Below are 15,853 nucleotides of genomic sequence, written 5' to 3' on the forward strand. Positions count from 1 at the left end.
ATCGAGGGACTTGAAGTCCCTCGATGTGCCACTCACGGCTCAGCCGCGCAGGTAGGTCAGCACCGCGAGGACCCGCCGGTTGTCGTCGGCGCCCTGGTGCAGCCCCAGCTTGGTGAACACCGACCGCACGTAGGCCTCGACGGTCTTCGGGCTCAGGTAGAGCCGCTGGCCGATGGCCTGGTTGGAGCGTCCCTCGGCCATCACCTCCAGCACGTCCCGCTCCCGCTCGGTCAGGTCGTCGAGCGGGCTGCGGGTGCGCTGGCGCCGGACGAGCTGCGCGACGACGGCGGGGTCGATCACCAGTCCACCGGCCGCGACCCGGCGGAGGGCGTCGGTCAGCTCGTCGAGATCGGCGACGCGTTCCTTCAGCAGGTACCCGGCACCCTGCGCGCCGGATTCGATCAGCTGCAGCGCGTAGTGCGGTTCGACGTGGGCCGACAGCACCAGCACCCCGACCGCCGGGTACCGCTCGCGCAGGTTCTCGGCCGCGTCCAGGCCCTCGGTGGTGTGGGTCGGCGGCATCCGGATGTCGACGACGACGGCGTCCGGCGGGTCGTGCCGCACCCGCTGCAGCAACGACACGGCGTCGCCGACCTGCGCCACGACGTCGAACCCGGCTTCGGTGAGCACACGCGCCACGCCTTCGCGGAAGAGGACGGCGTCGTCGGCGATCATCACCCGCATGGCACGTCGGCTCTCACGCGAGTGCCGGCGCCCGGCTCGCTTTCCACGCGCAGCCGGCCCCCGTGGGCGGCCACGCGGTCGGCCAGCGCGCTCAGCCCCGGGCCGTCCGGGTCGGCGCCGCCGGCACCGTCGTCACCGACTTCGACGCTCACGTGACCTCCTTCTGCGCGGACCACGACCTCGGCCCGGGTCGCCGACGCATGCGCGGCCACGTTCTGAACCGCCTCGAACACCACGAAGTAGCAGGTCCGTTCCACCGTCGCGGGAAGCCGCCCGTCCGGCACGGCCGAGACCACGGTGGGGACCGGGCACCGGTCGGTGAGCGAGGCGAGCGCCGGTCCCAGACCGGCTTCGGTCAGCAGCACCGGGTAGATGTCCCGAGCCAGTTCCCGCAACTCTGCCATAGCCAAGGCCAGTTCCTGCCTCGCTTCGGCGACGAGCCCGGCCGCGTCACCGGTGAGCGTCCGGCCGGCCAGGCCGAGGACCAGCACGGCGGAGGCGAGGCGTTGCTGGGCGCCGTCGTGCAGCCGCCGTTCGAGCCGGCGCCGGAATTCGTCGGCGGCGTCGACGATCCGCGCGCTCTCCGGCTCACGCATCGTCACGCCCCGGGGTCAGGAGCCGCCGGACGGCGTCGCCGCTCAACGCGGACTTGGCGACGAACCCGACCGCGCCGCTGGCGTCGACGAGCGACCCGTAGTCGGCTCGGGAGCGGCTGGACACCAGGACCACGGCGGGTGGCTCGTCCTGCGCGTCCAGCACCGCGGCGACGGCGAAGCCGTCCATGTCGGGCAGTCCGACGTCCAGCAGGACGACGTCGGGACGCAGCCGCGGCACGGCCGCGATCGCCGCCGCGCCGTCGGCGGCTTCGCCGACCACCACCAGCCCGTCGGCCACCAGGACACGGTGGGCGAACGAGCGGAACGCGGCGTGGTCGTCCACGATGAGCACCCGGGGGACCATCCCGCCATGGTCGCAGCGCGGCCGTCCCGGCGGCTACCGGGACAACCCTGTGCCGTGGCGTCGGTTCAGCGGTACCGGCGGGGCCGGTCGTGTATTACCTTGCGGCTGCCAGGGGGACCGGTCGATCCCAGCGGGACAGGTCATGGCTTCGGAAACGGCGCAGCCCCACGGCGTCCACCGGTTCGCCCGAACCGGGCACGGGCCCGGCTTCTGGATCCTGCTCTGGGCCGGGGCCCTCGCGGCCGAGTTCGGCGCGCTGGTCCCGGTGCTGTTCCCGAACGACGCGCCGGCCGAGGCGATCGACGTCGCGTTCCGGCTCATCGGCGGCTCGTTCGCCGCCTGCGGGCTGATCGCCTGGCGCCGCCGGCCCGACAACCACAGCGGGCTGTTGATGACCGTCACCGGCTTCGCCTTCTTCGTCAGTCCTTTGCTGAGCCAGGTGGCCTGGCCGCCCGCGCAGGTCGTCGCCCTGTGGCTGCCGGACCTGTGGGTGCTGCCGTTCGTCCTGCTGGTGCTGACCTTCCTCACCGGCGGCCGGGTGCGCACGACGGCCGACCGGGTGCTGGCCGGTGCGGTCCTGCTGGAGCTGGCCGTCCTGGCCCCGCTGTACCTGCTGTTCGCCGGGGTGCCGGGCAACCCGGTCGCGTTCTGGCCGCACGAGCGGATCGCGGAGATCGTCGACGTCGCCCAGCGCGGCACCCTGCTGGCCGCCGTGGCCGGCACCGCCGCGGTCGTGGCGATGCGCTGGCGCTCGGCGTCGAAGCCCGGCCGGCGCGCGCTGGTACCGGCCGTCGCCGGTGCCGCCTGCCTGGTGCTGTTCGGGTGGCTGCTCGCGGCGCAGTTCCTGACGGGGGAGAAGTCGATGCTGCTCCTCTGGATCGGGGTGTGCTCGCTGCTCACCGTGCCGATCGCGTTCCTGGTGGGGCTGCTGCGATCCCGGCTGGCCAGGGGCGGGCTGGCCGACCTGTTCCGCGGGCTGCGCACAGTGGGGCCCGACGACCTGCGCGGCGCGCTGGCCAAGGCGCTCGGCGACCCGGACCTCGAGGTCGGCTACGCCACGACGTCGGACACCGGGAGCTACACCGACCTCGACGGCCGCCCGGTGCCCCTGCCCGGCGCGGGCGCGGGCCGATCGGTGTCCGTCGTCGAGCGGGACGGCCGGCGCGTGGCCGTCCTCGTCTACGACCGGTCGCTCGACGACGACCCCGAGCTGGTCGACGCGGTCACCGCCGCGGCGACGATCGCGTTGGAGAACCAGCACCTGCACACCGAAGCGCGGCGGCGCCTGGCCGAGGTCGAGCACTCCCGCGAACGCATCATCGCCGCCGGGGACGCCGAACGCCGGCGCATCGAACGCAACCTGCACGACGGCGCCCAGCAGGGCCTGGTCACCCTCGCGATGCAGCTTTCCCTGATCCAGCGCCAGATCCGCAGCGACCCCGCGGACGCCGAGCAGCTCGTCACCTCGGCGAGCGACCAGCTGGCCCAGTCACTGGCCGAGCTGCGCGAGCTCGCCCGCGGCATCCACCCGGCCGCGCTCGACCAAGGCTTGGACGTCGCCCTCGAGGCGCTCGCCACCCGCTCGGCGGTGCCCACGACGGTGGCGTGCGAGCCCGGTCCGCGGCTGCCCCAGCCGATCGAGTTCGCCGCGTACTTCGTCGCGTCCGAGGCGCTGGCCAACGCCGCCAAGCACGCGCGGGCCGGTGTGGTGACCGTCCGGCTCCGGCGGGCCGGACCCAAGGCGGTCATCGAGATCGCCGACGACGGCGTCGGCGGGGTGGACCCCGCCGCGGGCTCCGGGCTGCGCGGCCTGACCGACCGCGTCGAGGCGCTCCGCGGGCAGCTGACCGTGGTGAGCCCGGCCGGCGGCGGAACCGTCGTCCGGGCGGAGTTGCCGGTGCGGACGGCGGAAACCACGTCCCGGGACCAGGGTTAACCCTCCCCACCGGCCGGGCGGACCCGGTGCCCGGCCGGGAGCGTCCGGCGGACGCTGGGGTCCCCAGCGACCACCAGGAGACGCGATGAGCAGCTCGCTCACCACCACCGAGCCCGCGACGGCCCCGCCTTCGCGCGTCCACGCACTGGTCACGGTGCTGTGCCGGCGGCTGCCGTTCACCACCGGCGTGCTGCTCGCGATCGTCGTCACCGGGGTCGCGACCGGCGCGCTCTGGGACGCCGCGAGCGCGCAGGCGTGGTTCGACGGCGCCGGATACGGCCTGCCCGCGCTGGCCGGCGCACAGTGGTGGACGCCGGTCACCGGCTCGTTCCTCGCCCTCACACCGATCTTCTACCTGCCCGTGCTGGTCTCGTTCGCCGTGTTCGCCGGCAGCGCGGAATGGCGGCTCGGCACCGGGCGGACCGCGGTGATCTGCGCGCTCGGCCAGCTGGCCGGAGTGCTCGGCGCCGCGCTGACGCTGCTGGTCTTCCGCGACACCGGGTGGACGTGGGCGCACGAGCTCGCCACCCACCTCGACGCGGGGATCTCCGCGGGCGCGCTCGCGTGCGCGGCGGCGGTGTCGGCGACCGTGCGCTCGCCGTGGCGGCTGCGGCTGCGCGCCGGACTGTGGGTCTACGTCGGCGTGTCGTTCCTGTTCCTCGGCGGGCTCGCCGACCTCGAGCACCTGTGGGCCGTCGCGATCGCGCTGCCCCTGAGCCACCGCCTGGCCGGCGGCCACCGCGTCGGCCCGGCGGGCCGGGTGCACGCCGGGCGCCGAGAATGGCGCCTGTTCGCCGCCACCGGCCTCGCGCTGATCGCCGTCGCCGAACTGGTGCTCTGGCTGTTCCCGGCGGACAGCCCGCTGGGCACCACCGGCGGCGCCGACACCGGCTGGGGCCTCGCGCTCACCATCGCCGTCGTCGCGTTGCTGGCGAACGGACTGCGCGGCGGACGGCGCCTGGCGTGGTGGTGCGCGACCACGCTCGCCGCGATCAACGTGCTCATCGGGGTGGTCGCCGCCGTCGGGTTCGCCTTCGGCCAGGACTCCTCGGCGGAGAAGGCCCTCGCCGTGACCGGCGCCGTGCTGTGGGCGGCCGAGCTGGCGCTGCTGCTCCTGACCCGCTGGGCGTTCCGGGCACCGTCGCGACGCCGGTCGGCCGCGGGGATCGGCGGTGCCGACGCGCCCGGCGTCCGGGAACTGCTCGGCCGGCACGGCGGCGGCACGCTGTCCTGGATGGCCACCTGGCCCGACAACGCGCACTTCCGCACCCCGGACGGGCAGGCCGTCCTCGCCTACCGGCGGCACGCCGGGGTGGCCATCGGCCTCGGCGACCCGATCGGGCGGACCGAGCTCGTGGGTGACGCGGTGCGCGCGTTCGCCGCGGCCTGTGAGCACGCCGGCGTCGTGCCGTGCCTGTTCTCCGTGACGAAGCCGGTCGCCGACGCCGCCGCGGGGCTGGGCTGGAGCCACGTGCAGATCGCCGAGGACACCCTGGTCGACCTGGACGGGCTCGAGCTGCGGGGCAAGAAGTGGCAGAACGTGCGCTCGGCGCTCAACCGCGCCGCGAAGGAAGGTGTCGCGTACCGCCACGTCGTGCTGGCCGACGAGCCGTGGGGCGTCCGCAGCCAGGTCCGCGCCATCTGCGAAGAATGGGTCGGCGACAAGGGAATGCCGGAGATGGGGTTCACGCTCGGCGGCATGGAGGAGGCGCTGGATCCGGCGACCCGGGTCGGCCTGGCCGTCGACGCGGACGGCAGCGTGCACGGCGTCACGTCGTGGCTGCCGGTGCACGGGCCGGACGGCGAGGTCCACGGCTGGACCCTCGACCTCATGCGCCGCCGCGGCGACGGTTTCCGGCCCGCCGTCGAGTTCCTGATCGGATCCGCCATCCTGGCGTTCCAGGCGGAGGGGATGCGGTTCGTGTCGCTGTCGGGCGCACCGCTGGCCCGGTCCGCGGCGAACACCGAGCCGGTCGCGGTCGAGCGGCTGCTGGACGTGCTGAGCCGCGAGCTGGAACCGGTGTACGGCTTCCGTTCGCTGCACGCGTTCAAGCTGAAGTTCAGTCCGCGCTTCGAGCCGATGTACCTGGCCTACCGCGACGAAGGCGACCTGCCGCGGATCGGCATGGCGCTCACGCGCGCGTACCTGCCGGAGGCGAACCTGCGCACCCTGGCCGGACTGGCCACCGCTCACGCGGACTAGCGCGGTCGGCCGGGCTCCGGCGTCTTGAACGACTCATTCAGGGCTTGGGAGGTCCTGAATGAGTCATTCAAGACCTGGGGCGAGGCGCTTCGGCCCGCGAAGTCACTCCGGCGACGACCGCGTCCGGGGTGCTCCGTTCGGTGCCGGGAGGTGGTGCCGGAGCTGCGTCAACGCCTGTTTGGCGGCGAGGGTGAACAGCCCCATGGTGATGTCCGGCTGGCCGAACACGACGAGGAGGAGCGACCCTTCGACGGGGAAGACGCAGACGTAGCCGGAGCTGCCTTCGAACATCGCACTGCGCGACTCGCCGATCCGGGCCTGGGCGGTGAACTGCGCGGCGAGGCCGATGGCCGCCGCCGACATGGCGGCGACGCTGTCGGCCTCGACGGCCTTGGTGTCGTCGGCCAGGACCAGACCGTCGTGGGTGGCCACGAGCAGCCCGGCCACCTGGTCGACCTGGTCCTGGACCTTGCGCAGCGCCTCGAGCATCTCGTCGGCGTCGAGGGGCGGCCGCTGGACGGCCCGGTCCGGCGGCGGTCCGCCGGTTTCCGGCGCCGGCTTGCGCACCGGCAGCGGGGCGCGGGAGGGCTGGCTGTGGGTGTCGGCACTCGTCATACGGACAGGCTGGTCTCGATGCGCTTCAGGCTGTGCCGGGCGAGCGCGAGGTTCGCTCGTTCGCGGTCCAGGACCAGGTAGAGGAACAGGGTGGAGTTGCCTCGGGCCGACAGCGGCCGGATCAGGTGGTACTGGCGGTGGAGGGTGATGAGGATGTCCTCGATGCTGTCGTCGAGTCCGAGGGAGGACATGACGCGCAGTTTCGCCCGGACGACCTCGGTGTTGCCCGCCGCCGCGATATCCAGATCGAGCCACTCGCCGCCGCCCAGGGAACCGAGGGACATCCCGCTGTCGTAGTCGACGAGTGTCGCGCCGACGGCGCCGGGAATGCTCATCGCTTCTTTCAACGCAAGGTCGATCGTCATGAAAAGCCGTCCTCCAGTGGGGTGATCACGTGCTATGTCCACAATCGACCGGTCGGGGACTCTCGTTCGTCCATCCGGCGGTCGATTGTGCAGGCATGTGACGTTAAGTGTCGGCGGCAGTTTCAAGTACGGCCGTTCGGAGCAACTTTCATTTCAGCTCGTGACTTGTTCGCAGGTACATAATCTGTTTCGGGATTCATTTTCCGCTATTCGCGCTCACTTGAGCGCCGAATCCGGATCTGCAAATTGCAGTCGGCAAATGGCACTCGCCGGTTCCTCGTCCAGGGCGGACTTCCAGGTCTCGACCTCCGCTCGGGTCGAGCAGTTGGAGGGTTTTCGGCGTTGCGCGTGCCGGTCGACGAAGCGGTGGGAACGCTTCGTCGTGGCTCACTTGACCACGCTGGTGGTCACGGACGGCGGTAGATCGTGATGGAGTGCCCGACCTCGTCGATCGGCTCGCTCCCGGAGATCAGCGCCGCCAGGCGGCCGTCCGCCTTGGCGATGGCGGAATCCGACACGGCGAGCAGCCCGTGCACCTCGTCCGGCGGCACGGCGAGCGGGTCGGCGGCGTCGATGCCGTACGCGGACGGCACGCCGCTTCCCTTGTACACCAGCCAGACCCGCTCGCCCGGCAGGCGGCCCGCCAGCCGGCCCAGGTCCTGGCCCCAGTCGACGTTCGAGTCGTGCAGGCGGAGGTGGGTCTGCGCCGGGCCGCCGAACGCCTCGTTCGAATACGGCAGGTAGTAGGGGAACGTCCGCAGTGAACTCACCGCGGCGAAGACGACGAGGACCGCCACCGAGACGTACGCCCACCGCCGCCGGAGGGCGACGACGCCCGCCGCCGCGATCGCCAGGAACATCGGTACGAAGATCGCGTACCGGACGCCGAGGTCGCGGGTGCTGGCCATGGCCGCGGCCAGCAGCACGGTCGCGGGGACGAGGACGTACGGCGCCGCCGGGCGCAGCTGGGGGACCGCCACCAGCACGACCGCGCCCGCCGACCCGAGGGCCAGCGCGCCCAGGGGCAGCTTCACCAGCAGCGCGGCCGGCAGGTAGTACCACAGCGAACCGGCGTGGTAGCGGCCGAGCAGGAAGGTGCTCCACGTCCGGTCTTCCAAGCCGAACTGGACGCGCATCCCGTCGAGGTACGGCCGGGGCAGCGGCAGCCGGTCGGCGAGCGCGCGCAGGCCGTGGACGGCCGGCAGGTCCGGCGGGGTCGCCCAGTGCAGCCGCGGATCGACGACGAGGTAGGCGGCCCACACCACGGCGATCGCGATCAGGGCCACGGCGAGCGCCGCCGCCACGCCGAGCCCGAGCAGCCAGATCGTCCTTTGTGGACCAGTGTCACGGCGGGCGTGCCACCAGGACAGTACGACCAGGAACAGCACCACCGGAATCGCGGCCAGCGCACTCATCTTCGTGGCCACGGCCGCACCGAGAGCGAGCCCGGCGAGGGGAAGGTACAGAACAGGGCGGCGCCGGGCCCGCCACAGCAGCCAGGCCGACGTCAGCAGGAACCCGGCCACCGGCACGTCGAGGGTGGCCAGCGACCCGTGCGCGATGAGGTCGGGCGAGAACGCGTACAGGGCCAGGGCGGTCACGCCGCCGGCCGGGCCGGTCAGGTCGCGGGCGAACGCGAAGACGACCAGTCCGAAGAGGAGCGTCAGCACGATCACCGGCAGCCGGGCCAGCAACAACAGCCGTCCCGGGTCGTTGCCCGACTCGTAGAGCACGTGCCGGCCGAGCTGCGTCTGGTCGCCGGTGAACGCGGGATCGAAGCGGGGGCCGGCGAACGCGAGCCCGGTCGCGATGATCAACTTGCCCAGCGGAGGGTGCTCCGGGTTGTACCGCAGGCTGTGCTGCTCGAGGTAGACCACCGCCGTGCCCACGTAGACCGGCTCGTCGATGGTCGGGGTCTGCTCGACGGCAGTCGTGATCATCGCGATCGCCATCTCCGCGAGCAGGGCGACCACGACGAGCGCGAGCCACCACCGCCGAGGCCGTTCGCCTGGCACCTCTTCCGGGATCGCCTCGTCCGCGCCCGGCTCCCGGCTCGTCAGAAGGGACATCCCGCGGTCCTTTCGCCGGGTCACTCCAGGGACGCGTGGCCTGCCTGGTGGTTCCGCAGGAGGGGCAGGAAGAGCTCGTCGACGATCACCCGGATGCGGGCCGGCTTCGGGGGCACGAGTTCCATGAGCAGGTCGTGGCGCACCAGGTCGAACGGCAGGTCGAGCACCGCGGCGGGAACGCGGTCCAGGTCGATCTCGCCGCGCTGGTGGGCGCGCCGGTAGAGGGTCCGGCCGTGGGGGAGCGCCTGGTCGCCCATGACCTTGGCGCGGACCTGGGCGGGCGTCAGGCCGGTGCCGGCCAGCAGCCCCGAGAAAGCGGTCGCCGCCGCGATGGCGAAGAAGGTGGCGCGGGTTTCGCCCACGGCCGTCAGCTGGGCGAGCAGGTCGCCGCGCAGGGTGCCGGTGTCGGGGACCGCCACCGGGTGGGCGCTCCGGTAGTGCTCGATCGCGGCCAGCACGAGCTCGTCCTTGTTGGCCCAGCGGCGGTAGAGCACGGCCTCGCTGGTGCGGGCGCGCCCGGCGATCGACTCCATCGTCAGGCGGCCGTACCCGGCCTCGACCAGCTCGTCCCAGCCGGCGGCGAGCAGCTCGGCCTCCAGCTGCTTGCCGTGCCGGCGACGGCGGACGGGTCCGGCTGCCTCGGCGGTCACCCGCGTCACGATAGAAAGGGTTTCCTTTCTCGGCAAGGGCGCCTACGCTCGTTAGAAAGTGATTCCTTTCTTGGGGGGATTGAGATGACCACCGTGCTGATCGCCGGCGCCGGCCCGACCGGCCTCACGCTGGCCTGTGAGCTGGCGCGCGCCGGCGTCCCGTTCCGCCTGGTCGAGGCCGCTCCCGGCCCGCGGCCCGGCTCGCGCGGCAAGGGCGTCCAGCCGCGGACACTCGAGGTGTTCGACGATCTCGGCGTCGTCGAGCGCGTGCTGGCCCACGGCCGGATGGCGATGCCGATCCGGTCGACCGCTCCCGGCGGCGAGGTGACGCTGGGCGGCACCGAGACGCTCGGGGACCGCTCCGACATTCCCCACCCGGCGAGCCTGATCACGCCCGAATGGCGCGTCGAGGAGGCACTGCGGCTGCGGCTGGCGGAGCTCGGCGGCGCGGTCGAGTTCGGCACCGTGCTCGACGGCTTCGAGCAGTCGGCCGAGGGCGTGTCGGCCGTGCTCGTCAAGGACGGCGTGGCGGAGACGGTCACCGCGCGCCGGCTGGTGGGCTGCGACGGCGGCCACAGCACCGTCCGCAAGCAGGCCGGGATCGCGTTCGAGGGCGAGACCCGGGACGAGGTGCGGATGATCGTCGCCGACGTCGGGGTCGACGGCCTCGATCGCGGTGCATGGCACATGTGGCGGCACGAGGACGGTCTGGTCAACCTCTGCCCGCTGCCCTCGACCGGCGCCTTCCAGTTCCAGGCCAGCATCGCGCCGGGGCAGGACGCCGGGCTCGGGCTCGCGAACCTGCAGGCGATCCTCGAGCGGCGCAGCGGCCACACCGACCTCCGGCTCCACGAGCCGGAGTGGTCGTCGCTGTGGCGCGCCAACGTCCGCCTCGCCGAGCGCTACCGCGAGGGCCGCGTGTTCCTCGCCGGCGACGCGGCGCACATCCACTCGCCCGCCGGTGGCCAGGGGATGAACACCGGCATCCAGGACGCGCACAACCTCGGCTGGAAGCTCGCGGCGGTCGCGAAGGGCGCCTCGCCGGCGTTGCTCGACAGCTACGAGGCCGAGCGGCGACCCGTCGCGGCGGCCGTGCTCGCGCTTTCCGACGCTCGCCTCAAGGAGGCGGTGGAGCGCAAGGGCGTCCCGATCCGCCGGGACGCGGCCACGATGCAGCTCGGCATCGGCTATCGCGGATCCGTTCTGGCACGAGACGACCGTGACGAGACCGCGCCGCTGCGCGCCGGCGACCGCGCCCCCGACGCGACCGGCCTGACGACGGTGGACGGCGCACGCCGGCTGTTCGACCTGACGCGCGGAGGAAATTTCACTTTGCTGGACTTCGGCGGCGAGCCCGGGGCGTATCCGGCCGGGCTCAGGACGCTCCGGGTCGTCGGAAGGCCTGCGGGTCCCGGCGAGCTCACCGACTCCGAAGGTCACCTCGCCGAGGCCTACGGCGCGTCCGGCACGACTCTCGTGCTGATTCGTCCTGACGGTTTCGTCGGGTTGATCTCCGACGCCGGTGCCGTCTCGGCGGTCTCGGACTACCTCGCCGCGCTCGGTGACCCGGCTCCGAGACAACCTAAATGACCTATGCCCGATCCGGGGATTCTCACGTAGCGTGGGAATCCCTGTCGTCGACGTTTGCGAGGTCCGGATGGAAAACGCCGCAACGCCCACCGAGATGCCCGCCAGTGGCCTGCTGCTCGGCGTGGAGACGCTGACGGCCGCGGTGGACCGGGGCAAGGCCAACGGCGCGGTGGCCGACAACGACGGCAACGACTAGCCGTTGTCCCGCTCCGTGACGGAGATTCCCGGACTGGCCGGCCTCGTGGCTCCGCTCGAGGCCGGCCAGTTCTTCGAAGACGTGCTGGGGAAGGCGCCGCGGCGGTTCCCGGGGGAGAAGGGCCGGTTCGCCGACCTCCTCCCGTGGCCGGAGCTGGACCGGGTGCTGCGGCAGCACCGCCTGGAGTTCCCCCGGCTGCGCCTCGCGCTCGACGGCGAGGTCGTGCCCGCGCACACCTACACCGAGATGGTGTCGACCCGGCGCAACGGCTTCGTGCCGCGCGTCCTGTCGGCGCCCTTCGCCGAACACCTGCGTGCCGGCGCGACGCTCGTCGTCGACTCGGTCAACGAGCTGGTCGACGGGGTCGGGGAGCTGGCGAGCCGGCTCGAACACGACCTGCGCGAGCGGATCCAGGTCAACTTGTACGCGGGCTGGGGCACCACGCACGGCTTCGACGTGCACTGGGACGACCACGACGCGTTCATCATCCAGCTCTCCGGGCGCAAGCGCTGGCGCCTGCACGGCGTCACCCGCCGCTCGCCGCTGCAACGCGACGTCGAGCTGCCGGAACGCCCGGACGGGGAGCCGTACGAGGACTTCCTGCTGGAAGACGGCGATGTCCTCTACCTGCCGCGCGGGCACTGGCACGACGTGTCCGCCGTGGGCGAGGAGTCGTTGCACCTGACCATCGGGTTCACCGCCGCGACCGGCGTGGACCTGGTGGCGTGGCTGGCCGACCAGCTGCGGGCCGACGAGCTGTTCCGGGCGGACCTGCCCCGGTTCGCCGGGCCCGAGGTGCGGGCCGAGCGGGCCGAGGCGCTGCGCCGGCGGCTCGCCGAGCTGACCGCCGGGGACCTCGTCGACCGCTTCCTCGCCGACCGCGACGCCCAGGCTCCCGCGCAGACCCGCGTCGGCCTGCCGTGGGCGGCGACGGCGGAGCTGCTGCCGCCGGACGACGACTTCGAGGTCCGGCTGCTCGCCCCGCGCGCCGCGCTGGTGGACGGCGAGGGCACCGTCGCCCTGGTCGCCGCCGGCAAGCGCCTGGTCTTCGCGGCTCCCGCGCGACCGGTGCTGGCGGCGCTGCTCGGCGGCGCTCCGCAGCCGTTCAAGGTGCTGGCCGACGCCGCGCCGGGCGTGGACCGGGCCACCGTGCGGGCGCTGCTGGGCGAGCTGGTCACCCAGGGGCTCGTGGCGAGAGCGTGACGACGACCGGCCGGGGTGACGCAGCGCCGCCACCCCGGCCCGGTCGGCGACCGCTCGACGCTCGATCGAGTGCCCTGGTCGGCGATCCGGTCACATCAAGAAGATTGACGCCCGCGTCTTCGGGTACGCTTAGGCATGCCTAAGTCAGGGTTGCCGGCTGAGGCGGGAATCTGCTCTCCCGGCCGGACCGCGGTGCCCGCGTGCGCCGCGTTGACCCGCGAGCTCGGTGGCGAGCCCGCCGGGACCGCCGCGCGCATGACATCGTGGCTGCTCATCGAGCAGCCGGGCTCCTGGGCGCCGGACGCGCTCGAAGAGGTGCTGGCCGAAGCGCTGCCCCACGGGCAGCTCGAAGCAGCCCGTGACGCCGGCCTCCGGCCCCTGCTCATCCGCAAGCCCGGCCGGCACGCGCGAGTCCCGGGCGCGCCGCGCACGGTCTACGTCGCCAGCGGCCGGCCGGGGCACCGCTGGCTCGAACGGCTCGACGTCGCCGACCTCGGCGAGCTCGCCCGCATCGATCTCGAAGCCGTGGCCGCGGGGCGCCGCGGGCACGGCGAGCCGGTGTCCGGCCCGCTCTTCCTCGTCTGCACGCACGGCAGCAAGGACATGTGCTGCGCGGTCTTCGGGCGCCCGGTGGTGGCCGGGCTGGAGCAGAACCACCCCGGCCTGGTCTGGGAGGTCAGCCACGTCGGCGGCGACCGCTGGGCCGGCAACCTCCTGACGGTGCCCGACGGCTACCTCCACGGCAGCCTCGCGCCGACCGAGGCCGAGCTCGTCGCCAAGGAAGCGCTGAGCGGGAACGTCCGCCTGGAACACCTGCGCGGCCGGACCTCCGCGGAGAGCCCGTGGTCGCAGTTCGCCGAGATCGAGATCCGCGGCCGCACCGGCCTGCGCGGACTCGACGCGGTACTGGCGACCGACGAGGATCCCGGCGGTGACGTCCGGAAGGTGCTGGTGACCGCGGGGGCCCGGCGGTACGAGGTCGTCGTGCGGCGGACGCCGTCGACCGCGTCCGGGCACAGCCGCTGCTCCGCGCGAGTCGTGCTGGCCGGCTTCGAGGCGGAGTCGGTCCGCGAGGTTCGACCGCGCTGACCCGGGACCGGTCCCGGACTGCGCGCCCCATGCTCGGCGCATGCAGTCCGAGGGTGTGCCGGTCACCGCGACGCGAAGCAGGATCGGCTTCGGCGCCGCGCTGATCCGGGCGCTGCGCCTGAGCTTCCGGAAGCGGGGCCGGGCCTCACGGCCGGAGTTCTGGTACTTCTTCCTGGCCTACGTGCCGTTCGTCCTGGTCATCGGGATCATCGAAGCCGCCGTCGACGAAGAATGGGTGCGCACCATCGGCACCCTGCTCTACCTGCCGTGGGTGGTGCCGTTCGTCAGCGTCGGGGTCCGGCGCCTGCACGACACCGGGCGGTCCGGCTGGTGGTGCGTCGGCATCATCTCCTGCATCGGCTGGCTCCTGCTGCTGATGTTCTGGAGTGAGCGGGGCAAGGCGGGGGAGAACCGGTTCGGCCCACCGCCGCGGTGACGCGGGGTCAGCGGTGCCTCACGGCGTTTCGTAGACTGCCCGCGTGGGCATGGGGCGCGTCGTGGCCGGCCGCTACCGGCTGGAAGAGGAGCTCGGCCGGGGTGGCATGGGTGTCGTCTGGCGGGCGGCCGACCTCGAGCTCGGCAGGCAGGTGACGCTCAAGCGATCCTTGGGCGAGGACGCCGGGCAGATCCGGCGGGAGGCGCGGATCGGGGCAGGGCTGCTGCACTCGAACGTCGTCACGGTGTTCGACACCGTCGTCGACGGGGACGCGCAGTGGCTGGTCACGGAGTACCTCGCCGCCCGGAGCCTCGAAGAGCTCGTCGACGACGGCGGGCCGCTGCCCGAGGACCGGGTGCGGCGCATCGGCGCGCAGCTCGCCGCGGCGCTCGCGGAGATGCACGCCCGCGGCATCGTCCACCGCGACGTCAAGCCGGGCAACGTCCTGGTGACCGCGGACGACGTCGCCAAGCTGACCGACCTGGGCATCGCGCGCTGGACCGAGGTCACCCGCACCGGCGGCGCCCAGCTCACCGGCACGCTCGGGTACGTCGCGCCGGAGGTGGCCGACGGCGGTGAGGCCGGTCCCGCCTCCGACGTCTTCTCCCTGGGAGCCACCCTCTACGCCGCGGTCGAAGGCCGGTCGCCGTGGGGGTCCGGCGAAGACGGCCCGTTCGCGCAGATGCGCCGCGCCGCCGCCGGACGTCCGGCGCCGGCCGAGCGCGCGGGACCGTTCGCGCCGGTGCTCTCCGCGCTGATGGCCCGGCACCCCGCCGACCGGCCCGGCGCCGCCGAGGCGGTCACCCTGCTCACGGCGGACGCACCGGTGCCGCGGCGGCCGCGACGGCGCCTGCGCCGCCGGCTGCTCGCCGGGGCCGCGGTGGCGGTCGTGGCCGCGCTGGTGGCCGGGTTCTTCCTGACGCGGCCGCTGTCGGCGACCCCGACCCCGGCCGGGCCGAACACGCTGGGCGCCGACCCGGCCGCGACGGACCCGTGCGCGGCGATCTCGACCGACTCGCTCGTCCCGTTCGGGGAGCCGTTCGTGGACCCCGAGGTGCTGAACTTCGGCACCTGCGTGGTCACGACCACCCTCGCCGACGACACCGGCCAGGTGCAGACCGTCCTCGCGCTGACCGGCCCGCTGCGCTACCCGACCCGGCCGCCGGTGCCCGGCCGGGTGGGCGACATCGAACGTCCCGAAGCCCGCGACGGCGCCTGTCAGCGCGCCATCTCGCTGGCCGACGCCAACCGGATCGTCGTCACCTCGCACCCGGTCGACCGCGCACAGGACGCGCCGCTGTGCGCCTTCTCGGAGTCGGTGCTGTCCGGCGTGCTGGCCAAGCTCGCCAACGGACCCCTGCCCGTGCGCGAGCGGCCGTTCCCGGAGTGGTCGCTGGCCCACGTCGACGCCTGCGGCCTGCTCGATTCCGCCGTGACGTCGGGCGTGCTGGGCCAGGCCAAGCAGCCGGACCGCGAGTTCGGCGGCTGGGGCTGCACCTGGGAGCACGACCCGCGCACGATCACCGTGGAGTTCGGCCGGGAATGGCCGATCGAGGCGGACTCGGACGTGCCCGGCGACCGGATCCGCGTGGGTAACCGGAACGCCGTCGTGGCGCCGGTGCCGGGCGGGCGGCCGGAGTGCGCCGTCGAGGTCGTGCACCGCTTCTACACCCCGGTGCTGCCGGTGCTGCGCGGCACCGACCCGCACCGGGAGGAGGTCGCCGTGGTGTCGATCCAGGACGCCGGGGCGGCCGGCGGGAACGCGCTGTGCGCGACCGCGCGATCGCTGGCGGAGAACCTCGTCCGGCGGCTGCCGTGAGCCGGGGACCGGTCCCCGGCGACCTCGGCTAGAAAGAG

Annotated in this window: 15 protein-coding genes; 8 read left to right on the forward strand and 7 right to left on the reverse strand. The window is 73.4% G+C overall.

Annotated elements, in window-relative coordinates; all coding sequences use genetic code 11:
- Positions 1 to 39: 39 nt before the first annotated feature.
- The 3 genes from AB0M59_RS03650 to AB0M59_RS03660 are packed head-to-tail and all read right to left on the reverse strand — an operon-like array spanning position 40 to position 1,644.
- On the reverse strand, positions 40 to 684 hold the full coding sequence (locus AB0M59_RS03650; protein ID WP_364607944.1) for a response regulator transcription factor: 645 nt from the start codon (positions 682 to 684) through the stop codon (positions 40 to 42).
- Positions 675 to 1,280 (reverse strand): ATP-binding protein, encoded by a 606-nt coding sequence (locus tag AB0M59_RS03655; protein ID WP_364607947.1) that lies wholly within the window; start codon positions 1,278 to 1,280, stop codon positions 675 to 677. The genes AB0M59_RS03650 and AB0M59_RS03655 overlap by 10 nt, the downstream gene beginning before the upstream one ends.
- Positions 1,273 to 1,644 (reverse strand): response regulator, encoded by a 372-nt coding sequence (locus AB0M59_RS03660; protein WP_364607950.1) that lies wholly within the window; start codon positions 1,642 to 1,644, stop codon positions 1,273 to 1,275. The genes AB0M59_RS03655 and AB0M59_RS03660 overlap by 8 nt, the downstream gene beginning before the upstream one ends.
- Positions 1,645 to 1,786: 142 nt before the next feature.
- Here AB0M59_RS03660 and AB0M59_RS03665 point away from each other — a divergent pair, with 142 nt between their 5' ends.
- Complete coding sequence (locus AB0M59_RS03665) at positions 1,787 to 3,580, forward strand: sensor histidine kinase (RefSeq protein ID WP_364607953.1); 1,794 nt, start codon at positions 1,787 to 1,789, stop codon at positions 3,578 to 3,580.
- A gap of 85 nt (positions 3,581 to 3,665) precedes the next feature.
- Entirely contained in the window at positions 3,666 to 5,783 is a 2,118-nt protein-coding gene (locus tag AB0M59_RS03670) for a DUF2156 domain-containing protein (protein WP_364607956.1), read from the forward strand.
- 102 nt (positions 5,784 to 5,885) lie between these two features.
- Here AB0M59_RS03670 and AB0M59_RS03675 read toward each other — a convergent pair whose 3' ends face one another.
- From AB0M59_RS03675 to AB0M59_RS03690, 4 genes are all read right to left on the reverse strand, one after another.
- The gene (locus tag AB0M59_RS03675; RefSeq protein ID WP_364607959.1) at positions 5,886 to 6,398 is read right to left on the reverse strand and encodes a roadblock/LC7 domain-containing protein; all 513 of its coding nucleotides are present in this window, start codon (positions 6,396 to 6,398) and stop codon (positions 5,886 to 5,888) included.
- Positions 6,395 to 6,763: a hypothetical protein gene (locus AB0M59_RS03680; protein ID WP_364607962.1), complete on the reverse strand. Its 369-nt coding sequence runs from the start codon at positions 6,761 to 6,763 to the stop codon at positions 6,395 to 6,397. The genes AB0M59_RS03675 and AB0M59_RS03680 overlap by 4 nt, the downstream gene beginning before the upstream one ends.
- A 407-nt stretch (positions 6,764 to 7,170) precedes the next feature.
- A complete protein-coding gene (locus tag AB0M59_RS03685) occupies positions 7,171 to 8,832 on the reverse strand; it encodes a phospholipid carrier-dependent glycosyltransferase (RefSeq protein ID WP_364607965.1) in 1,662 nt (553 codons plus the stop codon).
- 20 nt (positions 8,833 to 8,852) lie between these two features.
- Positions 8,853 to 9,482, reverse strand: coding sequence for a TetR/AcrR family transcriptional regulator (locus tag AB0M59_RS03690; protein WP_364607968.1), 630 nt, complete (start codon positions 9,480 to 9,482; stop codon positions 8,853 to 8,855).
- Positions 9,483 to 9,566: 84 nt separating this feature from the next.
- Between AB0M59_RS03690 and AB0M59_RS03695 the strand changes: the two genes are divergently transcribed.
- The 6 genes from AB0M59_RS03695 to AB0M59_RS03720 all read left to right on the forward strand — a co-directional run bounded on the left by AB0M59_RS03695 (position 9,567) and on the right by AB0M59_RS03720 (position 15,815).
- Positions 9,567 to 11,072, forward strand: coding sequence for an FAD-dependent oxidoreductase (locus AB0M59_RS03695; RefSeq protein ID WP_364607971.1), 1,506 nt, complete (start codon positions 9,567 to 9,569; stop codon positions 11,070 to 11,072).
- 31 nt (positions 11,073 to 11,103) lie between these two features.
- Positions 11,104 to 11,268: a hypothetical protein gene (locus AB0M59_RS03700; RefSeq protein ID WP_364607974.1), complete on the forward strand. Its 165-nt coding sequence runs from the start codon at positions 11,104 to 11,106 to the stop codon at positions 11,266 to 11,268.
- Between the two features lie 15 nt (positions 11,269 to 11,283).
- A complete protein-coding gene (locus tag AB0M59_RS03705; protein ID WP_364607977.1) occupies positions 11,284 to 12,471 on the forward strand; it encodes a cupin domain-containing protein in 1,188 nt (395 codons plus the stop codon).
- Positions 12,472 to 12,606: 135 nt separating this feature from the next.
- Positions 12,607 to 13,560 carry a sucrase ferredoxin gene (locus AB0M59_RS03710; RefSeq protein ID WP_364607980.1) on the forward strand — a complete coding sequence of 318 codons (954 nt, stop codon included), beginning with the start codon at positions 12,607 to 12,609 and terminating at the stop codon, positions 13,558 to 13,560.
- A 40-nt stretch (positions 13,561 to 13,600) separates the two neighbouring features.
- Complete coding sequence (locus AB0M59_RS03715) at positions 13,601 to 13,996, forward strand: DUF805 domain-containing protein (RefSeq protein WP_364607983.1); 396 nt, start codon at positions 13,601 to 13,603, stop codon at positions 13,994 to 13,996.
- 49 nt (positions 13,997 to 14,045) lie between these two features.
- Complete coding sequence (locus tag AB0M59_RS03720) at positions 14,046 to 15,815, forward strand: serine/threonine-protein kinase (RefSeq protein ID WP_364608503.1); 1,770 nt, start codon at positions 14,046 to 14,048, stop codon at positions 15,813 to 15,815.
- The last annotated feature ends 38 nt before the right edge of the window (positions 15,816 to 15,853 follow it).

This window comes from Amycolatopsis sp. NPDC051371 (genome assembly GCF_040682155.1).
Lineage (GTDB): Bacteria > Actinomycetota > Actinomycetes > Mycobacteriales > Pseudonocardiaceae > Amycolatopsis.